This window comes from Nocardia gamkensis NBRC 108242 (assembly GCF_001612985.1).
Classification (GTDB): Bacteria; Actinomycetota; Actinomycetes; order Mycobacteriales; family Mycobacteriaceae; genus Nocardia; species Nocardia gamkensis.
The window spans coordinates 80,529-97,326 of record NZ_BDBM01000014.1 but is presented as its reverse complement, the minus strand read 5'-3'; the positions used below and the strand labels follow the sequence as shown (position 1 = coordinate 97,326).

Below are 16,798 nucleotides of genomic sequence, written 5' to 3'. Positions count from 1 at the left end.
CGTGCTGAGTTTCACGCGCGTCACGTGCGGTACGTTCCTAAGTGTCCGTCTTCACACCTCGCGGTGAGATCGCAGCGTACCGAAAGTTCCAATGTCCGCAACCGACCACAATCCGTCCGGAGCAAACCGACATATGCCCACCACCGTCACCTCGCCGCAGGTAGCCGTCAACGACATCGGCTCCGCCGAGGATTTCCTCGCCGCCATCGACGCCACGATCAAGTACTTCAACGACGGCGACATCGTCGAAGGAACCATCGTCAAGGTCGATCGCGACGAGGTCCTGCTCGACATCGGTTACAAGACCGAAGGCGTCATCCCCTCTCGCGAACTCTCCATCAAGCACGATGTCGACCCCAATGAGGTCGTTTCCGTGGGTGATGAGGTCGAGGCCCTTGTTCTCACGAAGGAGGACAAGGAAGGCCGCCTGATCCTGTCGAAGAAGCGGGCGCAGTACGAGCGTGCGTGGGGCACCATCGAGGAGCTCAAGGAGAAGGACGAGGCCGTCAAGGGCACCGTCATCGAGGTCGTCAAGGGCGGCCTGATCCTCGACATCGGCCTGCGCGGATTCCTGCCCGCGTCGCTGGTCGAGATGCGCCGGGTCCGCGATCTCCAGCCGTACGTCGGCAAGGAGATCGAGGCCAAGATCATCGAGCTGGACAAGAACCGCAACAACGTCGTGCTGTCCCGCCGCGCCTGGCTGGAGCAGACCCAGTCCGAGGTCCGCAGCGAGTTCCTGCACCAGCTGCAGAAGGGCCAGGTCCGCAAGGGTGTGGTCTCCTCGATCGTCAACTTCGGCGCCTTCGTCGACCTGGGCGGCGTGGACGGTCTGGTGCACGTCTCCGAGCTGTCCTGGAAGCACATCGACCACCCGTCCGAGGTCGTCGAGGTCGGCAACGAGGTCACCGTCGAGGTTCTCGACGTCGATCTGGACCGCGAGCGTGTCTCGCTGTCGCTCAAGGCGACCCAGGAAGACCCGTGGCGTCAGTTCGCCCGCACCCACGCGATCGGCCAGATCGTGCCGGGCAAGGTCACCAAGCTCGTTCCGTTCGGCGCGTTCGTCCGCGTCGAGGAGGGCATCGAGGGCCTGGTGCACATCTCCGAGCTGGCCGAGCGCCACGTCGAGGTGCCGGACCAGGTCGTGGCGGTCGGCGACGACGCGATGGTCAAGGTCATCGACATCGACCTGGAGCGTCGCCGGATCTCGCTGAGCCTCAAGCAGGCCAACGAGGACTACCACGCCGAGTTCGACCCGTCGAAGTACGGCATGGCCGACAGCTACGACGAGCAGGGCAACTACATCTTCCCCGAGGGCTTCGATCCCGACACCAACGAGTGGCTCGAGGGCTTCGACAAGCAGCGCGAAGAGTGGGAAGGCCGCTACGCCGAGGCGGAGCGTCGCCACAAGATGCACACCGCGCAGATGGAGAAGATGGCGGCCGACGCCGCGGCCGAGGCCGCGAACGGCGGCGGCGCGTCGAACTACTCCTCCGAGAGCGGTTCGCAGTCCTCCGAGCGCCAGGCCGAGTCCGCCGGTGGTTCGCTGGCGAGCGACGCCCAGCTGGCGGCTCTGCGTGAGAAGCTGTCCGGCAACGCCTGATAGGCAATAGTCCGAACGCCTGTGCCCCAACCGGAATCCGGTTGGGGCACAGGCGTTTTCGCTGACGCCCTCAGACGTTTTCGCGGCGCGAAGGTTTCGTGGTGCCGCGTTTGACTTGTGGCGCGTGGGCGGGCCGCCGCGCCGCCTCATGTGGCGCGACCATCTGCGCGGTGGTGAGCGCGACGACTTGAATTTGCTCCAGCCGCAACCCGAGCGAGGCCAGCCGGGCGATGACGCCCAGCCGATGCTCCGGCAATCCGGGGCGGATCACCAGCGGATCCCGCTCCGGACGACGCAACACGTAGGCCCGGCGTTCGGCGTCGAATCGCACGGGTACGCCGTCGCGGATGGCTCGGTAGGCATCCAGATCCAGCGTGCTGTGCCGGGTAGGGTCGATCATCAGCGACTCGACGAATTGCTCCGCCTGCCGCAGGAACGGCTCTTGGTCCGACGGGTCCAAGTGCTCGATCCGCTGGGCCACGCGCCACCGATAATCCTCCGCGGCGTGGCGCAGCAGAGACCGGTGCCGCTCGATCTCGGCCGCGAATGCCACGAGTTCCTCGTGGTCCACGGCGCGTGGGTCGGGCGTCGAAGCTTGGACGTCGGGCATGGGGGCCCCTATCTCTCGGGTTGCGGATTACATTGCGTGGCAACCAGATCGACGTCCGACACTGTTTATTGTGCCGCAGGGGTCCGACAGAAACGGCGTAGGAACCGTCCGCTCAGTAGCCGACGGTGAAGCGGCGCTGCACGAAACGCGGCAGTTCGGCTTCGTCGAGGATCGCGACGGCCACGTCTTCGGCGGAGATGTCGGGGCCTCCGACCAAGAGCTGATCGCCGCCGATCCGGAAGCGGCCGGTGCGCTCACCGGGATTGATCCGCCCCGAGGAGGGGCTCAGGTAGGTCCAATTGCGGTTGGACAGCCGGTAGATGTTCAAGGCGTCGCGTAGCGCGCGTACCACCTGGGCGTACTCCGCGGGGACGTCGAGGACCTCGGTGAGGGTGCGGGTGAATTGCGCACCGGTGTCCAGCAATTGCGTGCCCGGCGTGACCTCCAAGCTGCCCGCCCCGCCCACGGCGATCAGCCGGACGCGCGGTTGCCGGTCCAGCGCGGCGACCATCGCCCGCGCGCCCACCACGAAGTTGTCGGCCGAGGCAATGGTGTCGGCGATGCCGCGCCCGGCGTTCACCGCGCTCACAACTACGTCGAGGCCGGCGATGGCATCCGCGATGCTGCCCGCGTCCAGCCAATCGGCCACCGCCCACGTCTCCTCCCCGCGCCGGGCCGGGAAGCGCGCCGCGTCGCGCGTGAAGGCGCTGACCCGATGCCCCGCCGCACTGCCTCGGTGACGACGCGGGAACCGATGACGCCGGTAGCCCCGAAAACCCCGATATCCACGAGCACTCCTCAACGTTGTTCATTTACTACACGCCGTTCAGTTTAGATACGGCAGATAGTAGCCGAACGCTGTAGGGTGTCAACCGTGGCCGAGATCGTGAGAAGTCGCCGGGAGCGCCTGCGCACCCAGACGCTGGAGGATATCGAGACGATCGCCATGCGGCTGCTCGCCGAGGGCGGGCCGGACGCGATCTCGTTGCGCGCCATCGCCCGCGAGATGGGCATGACGGCGGGCGCGATCTACGGCTACTTCGCCACCCGCGACGACCTGATCTCCGCTCTCATCTCGAACGTGTACACCGCCCTGGTCGACCGGCTCGAAGCGGCGCGCGATGCCGTGGCGGTGGAGGATCCGGCCGGGCGCATCATGGCTTGGGCCGAGGCTGTGCGCGCGTGGGCGGTGCAGCGGCCCGCCGAATTCCGGCTCATCTACGGGGATCCGGTCGCCGGCTATCGGCCGCCGCCCGGCGGACCCGCCGCCGCGGCGGAATTGCGGGCCTGCACCGGCCTGGTCGGTCTCGCGGCCGCCGCGTGGCCCCACGCCGCGGCGACACAGGCGGCCGACGACTGCGCCTGGTCGGACTTCGACCCGGATCTGGTCGCGCATGTTCGCTCCGGCTTTCCGGAGTTGCCTCCCGATGCACTCGCCCTCGCGCTGCGTATGTGGGGCCGGATGCACGGACCGATCGCGCTCGAGGTGTACGGCCATCTGCGCCCGCAATCCCAGGACCCGGCAAAGCTTTTCCGCGCCGAAATGCGCGACCTGGTCCGCTCGCTCGGGCTTTGAGTGAACCGAGGGTGCGGGCGGGTCCGTGGAGCCTCCGAAGCGGCTCTCGAAGGGGACCGGTGACCTAGCTGACCTGCGGTGCCGTCGCGAGCGACTCCGGTTCGGTGGGGCCGTGCGCGATGTCGTGAAAAGCGTTCCGCAGCAAAGCGATGATCCGTTGCGGCGGCGCGTCGCGCAGCCCGTCGAGTTCGAGCAGGTGGCGGCCGATCACCACACCGATGGTCAGGGCTCCGAGCAACCCGGCGCGCAGGTCCGCCTCCTCGTCGGCGAGCTGCCCCGCCGCTTCGCGCTGGCGCGCGGTCATGGCCGCGCGCACTTCGTCGGCGGCCTCCGGGACGGTGAGCATCGAGCGGATCGCCGCCAGGGTGTTGACCGGCCGGTCGGCGAGTTTGATGGCGAGCGCGTCGAGCAGGAGCTCGGCCACCTGCTCCGGCGTACCGGTGATCGGGTGGTCGTCGGCGAAGACCGCGACGCGCGCGAACAGATTCTCCTTGGACCCGAAATAGCGCATCACCAGGCTGGGGTCGGTGTCCGCCTCCGTCGCGACGGCACGGATGGTCGTCCGGTCGTATCCGATCTCCGCGAACAACCGGCCCGCCGCCGCCAGGATCCGGTTCTCGGTATTCCGGCGTTGCTGAGCGCGCGTGGGGGTCGAATCCATGAATTCAGTCTACGTCTGTTGACTCAATAGCCACGCGGCGGTAGGTTTCGGTCTACAACTGTTGACTGAAGTGGAAAGTGAGGTGGTTCCGATGTGGTCCACCGTCGCCCTGTCGCTGGTCGCCGGGATCCTCGGGGTGAACGCCGTTCCGCACTTCGTGAAAGGCATGATGGGGGAGGAGTTCCCGAACGTGACGGGTAACGCGCCGGTCCGCAACGCCGTGGCCGGGTTCCTCGGGCTGCTGCTGACGGCGATGATCGCGTCCTGGGCCGACCTGCCGAGTCATCCCTGGGCCGGCGCAGTCGGGATCGGCCTGGGCGGCCTGAGTATGGCGATCTTCCACGGCCTGGGCGGGGCCTACCGGCTCAACACCGCCTTGGGTCTGCCGAATCCTCCTCGTCAGCTGCACTCGACGGTGGCGTGATCCGAGAGTCGCGCCGGTAGCGCACCTTCGACGAGGCTTCCCCTGGATGCCTCGTCATCGGCTTTCCGCCCTCCGGCGAACATTCGGCGCCTCGAGGGCGCGGGGTCACCCAGCTGGGTGCCGACCTGTCGAATACCGCGAGCGTGGTGGATCGTCTGGAGGCGCTGGGCCTGGTGCGCAAGGAGATTCACCCGTCCGATCGCCGTGCGCGTCTGTTGACGCTCACCGACCGGGGGGGAGGAGCTGCGGAAAACGCTCGACCGGGAGGTGTTCGGCGACGTTCCCGCGCTGGCCGTGCTCGACGAGGCGGAGCGCAAGCAGTTGTACGGGCTGCTGCGACGGGTGACAACCGGCTGAGTCGGTCGGTCTGTGCGCCGCTGGGCGGTCACTGGAGGAGAAGCGTCCCAGCGTCCGGTCGCCGAGTAGGGCGGAAATGAACTCGGATCGGTGGCCGTGTCCAGAGATTTGCCGTCATCGGTGTATGCCGGGGTCCTCGACGACTCGGCAGCTCATGCTCGTACGCGGTATGCGAAACACGGCACATCGAAATGGCGAACGGGGATGCCACTGTTTCGTGGTCTTTCGCGCGGTACCGCGATTAGCGAGAAAATCGTCCCGGGGGGTGCGGGAACTATCTCGCCCGCGGCGATTGTCGTCCGAAATGGAATCGAGCGCCCGCGTAGTCCGGCCACCATTGCGGTACCCTGCGTGCTCGTCGCTCGGTCATGGGAATTTTTCGGTGAAATTTCGCCGACCGACGAACGTGATGTCGGACGGTGCTCTGCTTCATTCCCGACCGTGCTCCGCGCACGCAAAACAGTGGCCCAGCCTTGGCGAGAGGCTGGGCCACTTCGAACTCGGGTTCAGCTTGCGGTAGCAGGTACCCACCGGACCGCGGGTGCGGCCGGACGGTTCCGCATGGCAGCGAAACTGTGCCGCGCGGGACTGATGAACGCGGTGAACCAAGAGCGGCGGTGCTCGGCGAGCGCCGCCGCGACAGCAGGGATGTGAATGCAGTGCACTCGCCCCGCCATGCCCAGGCGGTGGCGACCCGTCTGGTTGATTCTGGTGCCCAATGGTGTTCCTTTGCTTCGCTGGTGTCGGCCTGGATCGCCACGGCGAAGATTAGCGGAACGAAACTGCGGGGCAGAGTATTTTGCCCGAGTAATTGCCTCGGCGTGTCGGAAAGTCGCGGAGGCCGAACCCTAAACATCCGGAATTGTTGCGAATCGGTCTCGGCACAGTCACGGATCGGGCAAATGGCGCCACCGGTGGTGGAATGCGCGAGCCCCTCGGGTAATCGACCGGGTCGTCGGTTCCCGCGGGTCGGGACCCGATCGGGGCGGCGGATGCCCGCGCGCGGGCCGGATGCGAGACTGGTCGAATGTTACGAATCGGCCTCACCGGAGGCATGGGCGCGGGGAAGTCGACGGTGGCCCGGGCACTCGCCGACCTGGGCGCGGTGGTCATCGACTCCGACCTGATCGCCCGGGAGGTGGTCGAACCGGGCACCGAGGGGCTGGCCGCTCTGGTCGAGGCGTTCGGCGCCGACATTCTCGCCGCGGACGGCAGCCTCGACCGGCCTGCCCTGGCGGCCAAGGCCTTCGGTGACGACGCGGCGCGCGCGAAACTGAATTCGATCACCCACCCGCTCGTGGGAAAGCGCACCGCGGAATTGATCGCGGCCGCGCCCGCGGACGCCATTGTGGTGCAGGATATTCCGCTTCTGGTGGAAAACGGCCTCGCGCCGCTGATGAATCTCGTGCTCATCGTCGACGTCGACGCCGAAACGCGTATTCGCCGCCTGGTGGAATTCCGCGGCGTGGCCGAATCCGATGCGCGGGCGCGTATCTCGGCCCAGGCCACCGATGAACAACGCCGAGCCGTTGCCGATGTGTTGCTGGACAACAGCGGCGCACCCGGTGTAGTCGAGGCCGAGGTGCGTAGGCTGTGGGCCGAGCGTTTGGTGCCGTTCGAGCGCAACCTGCGTGCCGGGACACCCGCCCGCCGCGACGGCATCCGGCTCGTGCCCGCCGATCCGGCCTGGCCCGCGCAGGCGCAGCGGCTGATCGCCCGGTTGTGGGTCGCCTGCGGCAGCGCCGCGTCGCGCATCGACCACGTCGGGTCCACCTCGATACCGGGGTTGCCCGCGAAGGACGTGATCGATCTGCAGATCACGGTCGCCGATCTGGCGGCCGCCGACGGTTTGCGCGACGCCCTCGGCGCGGCCGGATTCCCGGTGCGGCCGGAGGCCACCCAGGACAATCCCAAGCCGACACCGCAGGACACCGCGGGGGTCGACACCGCGCTGTGGACCAAACGTTTCCACCAGAACGCCGACCCGGGCCGGTTGGCCAACGTGCACGTGCGCGCCGAGGGATCACCCGGGCAGCAGTACGCGCTGCTGCTGCGGGATTGGCTGCGCGCGGACGACGAGGCGCGCGCGGAGTACCTCGCCGTCAAGCGCGAGGGCGAAGCCGAGGCGGCGGGGCTGACGGGCGCGGAGGCGACCGCCGCCTACCTCGGCGTCAAGGAACCGTGGTTCGACGCCGCCTATGCCAGGGCTCTTGCTTGGCGGGACACGTCGGCGCCCTAGGCCCGACGAACGTCCCAACCGGCGCGGGCAGCGTCCCGCAGGGGACTACAGCCAGGTCAAGGTGATGTCCATGGTCTCCAGCCAGCCCTCGAAGGTGTGGCCGTTGGCGGCGATGCCGTCGATGGCGGCGGTCGCGTGCTGCACGGCGGCCTCGGCGTCGGCGAGGGTGATCAGTCCGGCCGCGTGCGCGGCGATCAGCTCGTCGACGTCGAGCAGCTGGGTGTCGCGCGAGGAGCGCACGATGATGTCGAGATAGTGATCGACGGCCTTCCACTTCTTCGGGGCGACCGCCGTGAAATCACCGACGTCGAGGTAGTAGTCCTGGTCGCGCCGATGCGCCGGCAGGTAGTGGAAGACCGTCGCGCGCAGGTGCAGCTTCGGCAGCAGCCAGGACTCGATGTAGTGGAACTGCGGATGGTCCGACGTGCGCGCCATGTACAGGCCCCACGGCTCGACGCGGTACTTCTCGACCGGGCGCACGAAGCCTTTCGGATCCGTGTTCGTCAGATCCGCGATGTTGAAGTACTCGACCTTCGGGCGGTGCACGTCGACGATAGGTGCCTGCGTCATGCATCAAGAATCTACCGTCGTTCTCGACCCGTCGAGTCGATGGAGTGATCGGCGGGCTACATCCAGGTGAGCGTGATGCCGTGGGTGGCCAGCCACTCCTCCACGCAGTGGTCGTGCGCGGCCAGCCCGTCCAGCACCGCCGTGGCCCGCTCGAACGCTCGGTGCGCCTGTGCCGTGTCGACCAGCCCGGCGGCATGCGCGGCCAGCAGCTCGTCGACCCCGAGCAGTTCCGCGGTGCGGCGCGGGCGCACGGCGATGTCGAGGTAGTGGTCGACGGCCTTCCAGCGCTTCGGGCCGACTCGGGTGAACTCCCCGATGTCGAGGCGATAGACGCGTTCGCGATGGTGTGCCGGGTTGGTCCGCGTCAGCGTCGCGCGCAACGAGAGTCCCGGCAGCAACCAGGATTCGAGGTAGTGCGAGTCCGGTCCGGCGACCGGGCGCGCCATGTACAGGCCCCACGGCTCGACGTGGAAACGCTCGACCGGGCGGACGAAGCCCTTGGCGTCGGTATTGGTGAGTTCGGCCAGATTGAAGAATTCCACCCTGGGCCGGTGTGGCGCCGGGGCGGCCGCGGCGAGTGGCCCCGGTGGGGCGGCCGTGGCGGCGCCGCTACCGACGGAGGGAACCGCCGCGCGGATGTCTCTGGCGACGTACCCGGCGAGGCCGGTCACGGCCGGCACGGCGACGAGCAATGGAATCAGACCGCTCATGGGCTCTTGTCCTCACGTCCGAACAACCAGATCAGGTTACACCTGGCGCGGGGCCACCGCGCGGTTCGAGATAAGCTGTTCTCGAACACGAAACCTATTGCGGCAATGGACATTTCGGACATGTAACCGAATGCGCCGAGCGGGCTCGGCGCGGCTGTGAGGCCGCAGGCGCGGCAGCGGCAACGCGTCCGCTTCCGGTAACCCCCTGCCACCGTGAGTGATCGGGAGTACGCCCGCAGCGTTTCGTCGAAAATGGTTGGTAAGACTCGAAATCGGTGTACCCACGACGCGCCCTCGCGTATCGCTTTGTTTCGGGGTGGCATCAGGTTTTCCGGGTAGGCGCAGACTTATCCCCGGTTCTCGCGTCTGGCGGCCGGTAGATACCGTCCACTCCGAGTGTGACCAGCTTCACATGATGGGTTCGGTCCCGTGAAATCGCCGGAATCGGGCCGCCCGCCACCCCGGGAAAGCTGTCGGTGGGTGCGCCTACGCTGGTGAGCATGGCATTCGCAACCGAGATTCCGGCGGAGGGCTTCGAGGACAGGGCGGCCGAGCAGCCGCTCGCGCACTCGGAGTTCCGCCCCGTCGGCGAGATCGAGCGCGTCGGCGGCCGGTTCGAGGTGGTCAGCGAGCACCAGCCCGCGGGAGACCAGCCCGCCGCGATCGCCGAATTGGAGCGCAGGATCAAAGCGGGGGAGCGCGACGTGGTGCTGCTCGGCGCCACCGGTACCGGAAAGTCGGCCACCACGGCCTGGCTGATCGAGCGGTTGCAGCGGCCCGCGCTGGTGATGGCGCCGAACAAGACGCTCGCCGCCCAGCTGGCCAACGAACTGCGCGAGATGCTCCCGCACAACGCCGTCGAGTACTTCGTCTCCTACTACGACTACTACCAACCCGAGGCGTACATCGCGCAGACCGACACCTACATCGAGAAGGACAGCTCGATCAACGACGATGTCGAGCGGCTGCGCCATTCGGCGACCTCCAGCCTGCTGTCCCGGCGCGATGTGGTGGTGGTCGCCTCGGTGTCGTGCATCTACGGCCTCGGCACGCCGCAGTCGTATCTCGATCGCTCGGTGCAACTGCAGGTCGGCACCGAGCTCGACCGGGACGCGCTGCTGCGGCTGCTGGTCGACGTGCAGTACACCCGCAACGACATGGCGTTCACCCGCGGCTCGTTCCGGGTGCGTGGCGACACCGTGGAGATCATCCCGTCCTACGAGGAGCTGGCCGTCCGCATCGAGTTCTTCGGTGACGAGATAGAAGCGCTGTACTACCTGCACCCGCTCACCGGTGACGTGGTCCGCCAGGTGGACATGCTGCGGATCTTCCCCGCCACCCACTACGTGGCCGGGCCGGATCGGATGGAGCGCGCGGTGCGCGACATCGAGGCCGAACTCGAGGATCGGCTCGCCGAGCTGGAACGCCAGGGCAAATTGCTCGAGGCGCAGCGGCTGCGCATGCGCACCCAGTACGACCTGGAGATGATCCGTCAGGTCGGGTTCTGCTCCGGCATCGAGAACTATTCGCGGCACATCGACGGCCGCCCGGCCGGTTCGGCGCCCGCGACGCTGCTGGACTACTTCCCGGAGGACTTCCTGCTCGTCATCGACGAGTCGCACAACACCGTTCCGCAGATCGGCGGTATGTACGAAGGCGACATGTCGCGCAAGCGCAATCTGGTGGAATACGGCTTCCGATTGCCGTCCGCGGTGGACAACCGGCCGCTGACCTGGGAGGAATTCGCCGATCGGATCGGGCAGACGGTCTACCTGTCGGCCACCCCCGGCCCCTACGAGCTCGGGCAGACCGGCGGTGAGGTGGTCGAGCAGGTCATCCGGCCGACCGGCTTGGTCGACCCCAAGGTCGTGGTGAAGCCGACGAAGGGCCAGATCGACGATCTGATCCACGAGATCAGGCAACGCACCGAACGCGACGAGCGCGTGCTGGTCACCACGCTCACGAAGAAGATGTCCGAGGATCTCACCGATTATCTGCTCGGGCTGGGGGTCCGGGTGCGCTACCTGCACTCCGAGATCGACACCTTGCGCCGGGTCGAGCTGCTGCGGCAGCTGCGACTCGGCGAATACGATGTGCTCGTCGGCATCAATCTGCTGCGCGAGGGCCTGGACCTGCCCGAGGTGTCGCTGGTGGCGATTCTCGACGCCGACAAGGAAGGATTCCTGCGCAGCACTACCGCGCTGATCCAGACGATCGGCCGCGCGGCGCGCAACGTCTCCGGCGAGGTGCACATGTACGCGGACAAGATCACCGACTCCATGCAGTTCGCCATCGACGAGACCGAGCGCCGCCGCGCGAAGCAGATCGCCTACAACGAGGAGATGGGCATCGATCCGCAGCCGCTGCGCAAGAAGATCGCCGACATCCTCGACCAGGTGTACCGCGAGGCCGACGAGACCGAGGTGGAGGTCGGCGGCTCCGGCCGCAATGCCAGCCGCGGCAGGCGTGCGCAAGGCGAGCCCGGCAGAGCGGTGAGCGCGGGCGTGTACGAGGGCCGCGACGTCAAGTCGATGCCGCGCGCCGAACTCGCCGATCTCGTCAAAGAGCTGACGGCACAGATGATGAACGCCGCGCGAGAGTTGCAGTTCGAGCTCGCCGGACGTCTGCGCGACGAGATCGCGGATCTGAAGAAGGAACTGCGCGGCATGGACGCCGCCGGATTGAGTTGACCCGGATCGCAGCGGCGCTGCCTCCGCGGGCCGTTCGCCGGACAACCGCGGAGGCAGTCGAGCCGTCAGGACTTGGTGGCCATCCATTCGTTCACCCGGCGCTCGGCCTCTTCGCGCGAGACGTCCTCGACCTTGGTGAGCACCGCCCAGCGGTGGCCGAAGGGATCGATGACCACGCCGAACCGATCGCCGGTGACAAAGGTCTGCGGCTCCTCGACGCTGCGGGCGCCGTGTTCGACGGCGCGCCGCACGACCGCGTCGACGTCCGGGCAGTAGTGCACGATCGAGGTGTGCACCCACTCGCCGTTCGGTGCCAGGACGCCGTTGTCGGGAATGGGCATCCCCATCTGCAGGGTCGAATCACCGATCTTCAGTTCCGCGTGCGCCGGCTGACCATCGGGCAGATCGTTGCGAGTGATCACCTCGGCCTCGAAGACGGCGGTGTAGAAATCGATCGCTTTGTTGCCGTCGCCGACCGCGAGAAAACAGGTGATCGAGTGGTAGCCGTCGGCGATGGGATTCACTGTGTTCGTCATGCCCACCACTTTCGCCGGTCGCGGCCGGTGGGTCTTGTAAGAAAGCGACACCGTGGCGCCTAGTGCCGAATCCGCCGCCGAGCCGCCGCAGGCCCGCAACCCCGCCGCGCCCACCGACACCAAGGGAATCCTGCACCCGGACGAGCAGGCGAAGCATCGCTCCCTGCTCCGCTTGCCGCCGAGCCCGGCGGTGGACCGCTACGTCGAGTGGTACTGGGCGGTGCGGTGGGATCTGCGCGGCAGGCCGCCCTACCGAGCCGAGGTGCTGTCCTACCCGAGCGTGAACCTCACCTTCGAGCGATCCGAGACGCGCACCGGCGGATTCGTCAACGGCGTGGTCACCACGAAATTCATTCGTGAACTCAGCGGGCAGGGGGAGACGTTCGGGATCCGTTTCCGCGCGGGCGGGTTCGGCGCGTTCACCGGCCTCGATGTCGGCTCGTTCCGCGACCGCGCCGTGCCCATCGGCGACGTGCTGCCCGACGCCGCGAGCCTGACCGAGCGGGTGTTCGACGCGCCGACCGCCGAGCGGCGCCGCCTGGTCGTCGAGAACTACCTCGCGGACCATCCCGTCGTGGCGGACCCTACGTATCACCTGGTGCTGCGCATCGTCGACGCCATGGCCACCGACCAGGAGCTGACCAGGGTCGATCAGATCGCCGAGCGATTCGATGTGCCCGCCCGTACATTGCAGCGCATGTTCCGCAGGTACGTCGGTGCGGGTCCGAAATGGGTGCTGCGGCGCTACCGGTTGCAGGACGGCGCCGATCTGCTGGCGAAGGGCCGTACCGAAGATCTCGCGGCGTTGGCCGCGGAACTCGGTTATTTCGACCAGGCGCACTTCTCGCGTGAGTTCACCACGGAAGTGGGTATGGCCCCCCTCGAATACGCCAAGAATTCGCTACGCTTCCGCAACGAGGTCACCGCGAAGGTCGTACGGACGCGGGATTAGTTGCCGGACTGCCGACGAGGAGCCGGACATGGACGTCGTGGTGTTGATCGGACGAGTGTTGTTCGCGGTGCTGTTCCTGACTTCCGCCCTCGGGCACTTCACGCAGACCGAGGCGATGGCGGGGTACGCCCAGAGCAAGGGAGTCCCGATGGCGAAGGCCGCCGTGCTCGGCTCGGGCCTGCTGTTCGCCCTCGGCGGCCTGAGCGTGCTGCTGGGTGTCTGGGCCGACCTCGGTGCTCTGCTGCTCGTTCTCGCGCTGCTGCCCACCGCCGTCGTGATGCACCGGTTCTGGCAGGAGACCGATGAGGAGACCAAGCAGAGCGAGCTGATCCAGTTCAGCAAGGACGTGGCTCTGGCGGGTGCCGCCCTGATGTTGTTCGCGTTCTTCGCACATGTCGACGAACTCGGATCGACCATCACCGGGCCCCTTTTCGACCTCTAGTCCCGCCCCTGCGCGCTGATATTGCGCATCGTTTTCAGCGCAGGAAGAGGAAGCCATGGACCGCATAGGAGCGATTCATGGCATATTCTGGGCAAACTATCGGCAGTGGCCCTGGCGGCACGGTAGTCCGGTTCCCATCGACCTGTTCCCGGCGCGCGATTCACGTGCCGGACAGGCCGGTCTTCATGTGACGGACCTGGCTCTGTGATGAATATCCCAGGGCCGCAAAACGGTTCGACGCGGTTGTGGCACCTCACAGGTTTAGTTCCCTGGAATTGAGTCTTCCCTGGTTGCTCAGGCCCTTCCGGCATTCCCTGGCGAATCCGCGGCGGGAATGGCCGAACACCCCGAGTGTGATGTCTTGCGATTTCTGATATTTCCGCCCGGTTTGCCGCTATGGTCGAGCCCAGTCGCCGCGCCGGCGTCCCGGTCGAACCGGGACGAACCCGTGCGCGGCACCTGACCCACCGCATAGTTGGAGGAGAGAATGACCGCCTACCGGACCATTGTCGTCGGTACCGATGGCTCGGACTCGTCGTATGTCGCCGTCGAGAAGGCAGGGGCCCTGGCCGGTGTGTCCGGCGCGACCCTGGTCATCGCCTGCGCGTACTACCCGACCGACGACCGCGATGTCGCGGCCGCGGCCGACGTGCTGAAGGAAGAGGCCTACCAGGTACGCGGTTCCGCGCCGACCAACGAGATCCTGCGCATCGCCCGCGACAAGGCGATCGCGGTGGGTGCGGCCGACATCGTCGAGCGCGCGATCGTCGGCGAGCCGGTGGAATCGCTGCTCGCGCTGATGAAGGAGGTCGACGCCGACCTGTTGGTCGTCGGTAACCGGGGCCTGAACACCCTGGCCGGGCGGCTGCTCGGCTCGGTGCCCTCCGACGTGGCGCGCAAGTCCCGCTCCGACGTGCTGATCGTGCACACCGTGCGCTGAGTCTCGCGACGATCGAAAGGCTCCGTGTCCATCGCGAATCGCGATGTGGCGCGGAGCCTTTCTCGTTCCGAGGTCCGGGCGCCGATCAGCGCAGCCGGGCGAGCACGCCGGGCAGGTCCGCGCCGTGCACCACGCCGAGCCGCTGGGTGGCGCGCGTCAGCGCGACGTACAGATCGTTGAGCCCGCGGGGCGATTCGCCGAGGATGTCCTGCGGTTCCACCAGGTAGACCGCGTCGAACTCCAAGCCCTTCACCTCGTGCACGGTCAGCACCCGCACCGACTCGCCCGCGAGATCGGCCAACTCCGCCACCAGCGCCTGCGGCGCGATCACCGCCGTGGTGCCCGGCCCCGTCTCGGTGGCGACCAGCCCGGCCACCTCCGCGTGCACCTCGCCGGGCGCGACCCGGTACGCACGCGGCGCGACGCCGGTCTCGCGGACCGAACGCGGAGCGGTCGCCGCCGGATCGATGGCGGCAAGGACGTCGGCCGCGACGTCCATGATCTCCGCGGGGGTGCGGTAGTTGACGGTGAGCTCGGTCAGCTTCCACCGGGACGCGACGTAGGGCTCCAGCATCTGCTGCCACGAGGACGCGCCCGCCGGGTCGCCGGTCTGGGCGACGTCCCCGACCACGGTGACCCACCGGTTCGGGATGCGCCGCATCACCATGCGCCACGCCATCTCCGACAGCTCCTGCGCCTCGTCCACGATCACATGACCGTAGGTCCAGGTGCGATCGCCCGCGGCGCGCTCCGCGGTCGTCTGGCGGGAGCGGGTGTCCTGTCGTTCGGCCAGCTGGCTCGCGTCGATCAGGTCGTAGGCCATGAGGATCTCGGGATCGAGATCGTCCTCGAGATCCTGCGGGGCGGAGCCGGTGAGGATGTCGAGGGCGTCCTGCGCCTCGGCGATCCGGGCGCGCCAGCGGCGACGGGCGCGCTCGCGTTCCTCGGTGTCGTCCACGCCGAGCAGCTCGGCCAGCTCGTCCAGCAGCGGCGCGTCGGCGGCGCTGAACCGCCCGTCGTCCGGTCGCAGCAGTTCGGCGCGGTCGGCCGGGTCCAGCGAGCTCGCGGCCCGGTCCAGCCGCTTCGGGTCGGCGAGCAGGTCGGCCAGCACGTCCTGCGGGGACAGGATCGGCCAGAGTTTCGCGATGGCGGCCTGGATCTGCGGATCGGCCCGCATGTCGTCGCGGATCTCGGTGAGGTCGGCCGAGCTGAGCAGGCTGGGGCCGCCGGAGAGATCGGAGCCCATGGTCTCGGCCAGCTGATCGGTCAGCGCGTCGATCACCGAGGCGGCGAAGATCGGCCGGGCCAGGTTGTGCGGGCGGCGTGAGGACCGGGCGCGGCCGCGGGCCTTGGTGGCGATCTTGCGATCCAGCGTGACCGGATAGCCGTCGAAGCTGAGCCGGACAGGTTCGGCGGGCACTTCCTGGCGGTCGCGCACCGCCTGCTTGAGCACCTCCAGGATCGTCAGCGAGCCCTTGATCTCGCCCGCGCGCAGCGAGTCCTCGCGGGCCGCGCGCACGCCCGGATACAGATCGCCGATGGTGGACAGCAGCACGCCGGTCTCGCCGAGCGACGGCAGCACCTGGCCGATGTAGTCCAAGAAGGTGGCGTTCGGTCCGATGATCAGCACGCCGCTCTTGGCCAGCTGCTGACGGTAGGTGTAGAGCAGATACGCCGCGCGATGCAGCGCGACGGCGGTCTTGCCGGTGCCGGGCCCGCCCTGCACGACGAGCACGCTCTTGTGCTCGGAGCGGATGATCGCGTCCTGCTCGTGCTGGATGGTCTCGACGATGTCGTTCATGTGACCGGTGCGCGCGGCGTTGAGCGCGGACAGCAGCGCGCTCTCGCTGCCGACACCGCCGTCGGCGTCGGTGACGCCGGCCCGGCGCGCGGCCTCCAGATCGAGGTACTCGTCGTTGATTGCGGTGACCTTGCGATTGCGCGAGCGGATGTGCCTGCGCCGGGTCACACCGTCCGGCGCCGCGGTGGTGGCCAGGTAGAACGGTCTCGCCAGCGGGGCGCGCCAGTCCAGCAGCAGGCTCTCGTAGTCGTCCTTCTCATCGAGGATGCCGAGCCTGCCGATGTAGCGGTACTCCTCCTGCTCTCCGTCGAGGTCGATGCGGCCGAAACACAGGCCGTGCTCGGCGGCGTCGTATTTCGCCAGGTCCTCGGTGTAGAGCTGGCTGAAGGACTCTCGTTCGCTACGCGCCTGCGGGGTGCCCCCGGTCTCCAGCAGCACCGTGCGCAACCGGTTACGCGCGTAGTCGCGCATCTCGTCCAGCCGCTCGTACAGCACCGACAGATACGCCTGTTCCCGGTCGGTCTCGCGGGTCCGCTCGGGGGTGCCGTCGTGGGCGGCACGGTCCTGAGTGAGGTCGGGCAAACTGAACTCCTTGTCACCGCGAACAGGCGCGCGCCCGCTACCCCGGCCGGGCAGGTGAACGCGCGGAAAGCAGAGTTGTCGAGTTTACCGGGGCGGCGGCGGGCTCGC

General features: G+C 67.8%; 15 protein-coding genes. 8 read left to right on the top strand and 7 right to left on the bottom strand.

Features of this window, described 5'->3' with window-relative positions; genetic code table 11:
• Positions 1–133: 133 nt before the first annotated feature.
• The gene (rpsA, locus tag NG1_RS13915) at positions 134–1,600 is read left to right on the top strand and encodes a 30S ribosomal protein S1 (protein ID WP_062970818.1); all 1,467 of its coding nucleotides are present in this window, start codon (positions 134–136) and stop codon (positions 1,598–1,600) included.
• Between the two features lie 70 nt (positions 1,601–1,670).
• On the opposite strand, the gene NG1_RS13910 is transcribed toward rpsA, so the two are convergent.
• Both NG1_RS13910 and NG1_RS13905 read right to left on the bottom strand, forming a co-directional pair.
• The gene (locus NG1_RS13910) at positions 1,671–2,210 is read right to left on the bottom strand and encodes a hypothetical protein (protein WP_157114042.1); all 540 of its coding nucleotides are present in this window, start codon (positions 2,208–2,210) and stop codon (positions 1,671–1,673) included.
• A gap of 112 nt (positions 2,211–2,322) precedes the next feature.
• Positions 2,323–3,012 carry an NAD(P)-dependent oxidoreductase gene (locus NG1_RS13905; RefSeq protein ID WP_245659896.1) on the bottom strand — a complete coding sequence of 230 codons (690 nt, stop codon included), beginning with the start codon at positions 3,010–3,012 and terminating at the stop codon, positions 2,323–2,325.
• Between the two features lie 72 nt (positions 3,013–3,084).
• Between NG1_RS13905 and NG1_RS13900 the strand changes: the two genes are divergently transcribed.
• Positions 3,085–3,786 (top strand): TetR/AcrR family transcriptional regulator, encoded by a 702-nt coding sequence (locus NG1_RS13900; protein ID WP_062970814.1) that lies wholly within the window; start codon positions 3,085–3,087, stop codon positions 3,784–3,786.
• 64 nt (positions 3,787–3,850) lie between these two features.
• Here NG1_RS13900 and NG1_RS13895 read toward each other — a convergent pair whose 3' ends face one another.
• Positions 3,851–4,447 (bottom strand): TetR/AcrR family transcriptional regulator, encoded by a 597-nt coding sequence (locus NG1_RS13895; RefSeq protein WP_062970812.1) that lies wholly within the window; start codon positions 4,445–4,447, stop codon positions 3,851–3,853.
• A 91-nt stretch (positions 4,448–4,538) separates the two neighbouring features.
• Between NG1_RS13895 and NG1_RS13890 the strand changes: the two genes are divergently transcribed.
• Together NG1_RS13890 and coaE are read left to right on the top strand one after the other, a co-directional pair.
• Positions 4,539–4,871, top strand: a complete 333-nt coding sequence (locus NG1_RS13890) for a hypothetical protein (protein ID WP_040866101.1) — start codon at positions 4,539–4,541, stop codon at positions 4,869–4,871.
• A gap of 1,384 nt (positions 4,872–6,255) precedes the next feature.
• Positions 6,256–7,467 (top strand): dephospho-CoA kinase, encoded by a 1,212-nt coding sequence (gene coaE / locus NG1_RS13885; protein ID WP_062970811.1) that lies wholly within the window; start codon positions 6,256–6,258, stop codon positions 7,465–7,467.
• A gap of 45 nt (positions 7,468–7,512) precedes the next feature.
• On the opposite strand, the gene NG1_RS13880 is transcribed toward coaE, so the two are convergent.
• Complete coding sequence (locus NG1_RS13880) at positions 7,513–8,037, bottom strand: ribonuclease FAU-1 family protein (RefSeq protein ID WP_062970809.1); 525 nt, start codon at positions 8,035–8,037, stop codon at positions 7,513–7,515.
• 56 nt (positions 8,038–8,093) lie between these two features.
• A complete protein-coding gene (locus tag NG1_RS13875) occupies positions 8,094–8,747 on the bottom strand; it encodes a ribonuclease FAU-1 family protein (RefSeq protein WP_084498903.1) in 654 nt (217 codons plus the stop codon).
• A 500-nt stretch (positions 8,748–9,247) separates the two neighbouring features.
• On the opposite strand from NG1_RS13875, the gene uvrB reads away from it, so the two are divergent.
• Positions 9,248–11,437 (top strand): excinuclease ABC subunit UvrB, encoded by a 2,190-nt coding sequence (gene uvrB, locus NG1_RS13870; RefSeq protein ID WP_062970807.1) that lies wholly within the window; start codon positions 9,248–9,250, stop codon positions 11,435–11,437.
• A gap of 65 nt (positions 11,438–11,502) precedes the next feature.
• Here uvrB and NG1_RS13865 read toward each other — a convergent pair whose 3' ends face one another.
• The gene (locus NG1_RS13865) at positions 11,503–11,973 is read right to left on the bottom strand and encodes a VOC family protein (RefSeq protein WP_062970804.1); all 471 of its coding nucleotides are present in this window, start codon (positions 11,971–11,973) and stop codon (positions 11,503–11,505) included.
• Between the two features lie 52 nt (positions 11,974–12,025).
• Between NG1_RS13865 and NG1_RS13860 the strand changes: the two genes are divergently transcribed.
• From NG1_RS13860 to NG1_RS13850, 3 genes are all read left to right on the top strand, one after another.
• Positions 12,026–12,925, top strand: coding sequence for a helix-turn-helix domain-containing protein (locus tag NG1_RS13860; RefSeq protein ID WP_084498902.1), 900 nt, complete (start codon positions 12,026–12,028; stop codon positions 12,923–12,925).
• 28 nt (positions 12,926–12,953) lie between these two features.
• Complete coding sequence (locus tag NG1_RS13855) at positions 12,954–13,367, top strand: DoxX family protein (protein ID WP_062970803.1); 414 nt, start codon at positions 12,954–12,956, stop codon at positions 13,365–13,367.
• A gap of 487 nt (positions 13,368–13,854) precedes the next feature.
• Entirely contained in the window at positions 13,855–14,307 is a 453-nt protein-coding gene (locus tag NG1_RS13850; protein WP_062970801.1) for a universal stress protein, read from the top strand.
• A gap of 85 nt (positions 14,308–14,392) precedes the next feature.
• On the opposite strand, the gene NG1_RS13845 is transcribed toward NG1_RS13850, so the two are convergent.
• A complete protein-coding gene (locus NG1_RS13845) occupies positions 14,393–16,690 on the bottom strand; it encodes a HelD family protein (RefSeq protein ID WP_373686141.1) in 2,298 nt (765 codons plus the stop codon).
• Positions 16,691–16,798: the final 108 nt, after the last annotated feature.